The 1,037-nt window shown below is 40.1% G+C and carries 1 protein-coding gene; it reads left to right on the top strand.

Annotated elements, in window-relative coordinates; all coding sequences use genetic code 11:
* Positions 1–356 precede the first annotated feature (356 nt).
* On the top strand, positions 357–782 hold the full coding sequence (locus tag AAA952_RS22285) for an N-acetyltransferase (protein ID WP_338259705.1): 426 nt from the start codon (positions 357–359) through the stop codon (positions 780–782).
* Positions 783–1,037 lie beyond the last annotated feature (255 nt).

The raw sequence follows: 1,037 nt of genomic DNA, 5'->3' as shown, positions 1-1,037 counted from the left end.
ACCTGTAGAGTTTGAGAATTCTCAAGTAAAAGTGTCCAGTTTGGGTTGACCAGTACATTGATTTCGATGAAGAAAGAAAACTAATCGGTCTTGAGCAGTTTGGAGACAGGTTTGTACAGCCTCCAAAGCACGAAAAAGACTTCATGGCTCAAAGGTCTTTAGAAAATTGTAACAGCTATAAAAAAGCTTTGGAGTTCTTGGATACTGTTTGGTTTGTACAGTCACCGAAGTTCTTTGGTTCTATAGACTGTCATAGAGGTAGTGGTTTTAGTCGTGCTAGGGTAGTTGATAGAAATGAGCATAAATACTAATACGTTATGTTGCCCCTGATAAATTTGACAACTCAGAGTCTAAAAATGATAAGAAAGTACAACAAAAATGACTTGGATTCAGTTCTTGAAATCTGGCTGAATGCGTCGATTAAAGCTCATGATTTTATCTTGGCTGAGTTTTGGGAATCTCAAGTAGAGAGCATGCGTAATATTTATATCCCAGCTTCAGAGGTCTACGTTTACGAAATAGAATCTAAAGTTATTGGATTTTTCGCTCTGTATGAAAGTCGTTTAGCTGCCATATTTGTAGCTCCCGAGCTGCAAGGTAAAAGTATCGGTAAGCAATTGCTAAATCACGCAAAAAATCAAAGATCGATTCTGACTCTTTCGGTATATAAGGAAAATCAGGCCAGTTACCAGTTCTACTTGTCACAAGGTTTTAACGTGGTCAGCGAGCAGTTAGATGAACATACGGGGCATCCAGAATATACAATGAGTTCGGGCACGTAACAAACGCCTCAAGAGGGACTGTTAACGCGTGGCGTTTGCAGTCTCATTGAGCCGCGGGGGTTACGGTTGTTGTGTTTTGGTTCAGTGGTAATACGTTGCCAGCCCCTTAGGCGGGTGTTAATCCATAGAAATTTTAATTCGAAACTCACTCATTCGAGCTAAAAGTCTAACTCGGAAATGTCCAAAAACTGTGTTGCGTATGTCTTTTAAATCTACAGGTTACGCTAAAGCCAAAACGGTGAGCCATGGTGATTT

Source organism: Shewanella sp. M-Br, from assembly GCF_036245925.1.
In the GTDB taxonomy this organism is placed as follows: domain Bacteria; phylum Pseudomonadota; class Gammaproteobacteria; order Enterobacterales; family Shewanellaceae; genus Shewanella; species Shewanella oncorhynchi.
The sequence above is the reverse complement of the archived record's forward strand: the minus strand, read 5'-3'. Positions and strand labels throughout refer to the sequence as shown.

Coding starts and splice junctions, on each gene's coding strand:
- AAA952_RS22285 (WP_338259705.1), top strand. CDS start 357: ATGATAAGAAAGTACAACAAAAATGACTTGGATTCAGTTCTTGAAATC.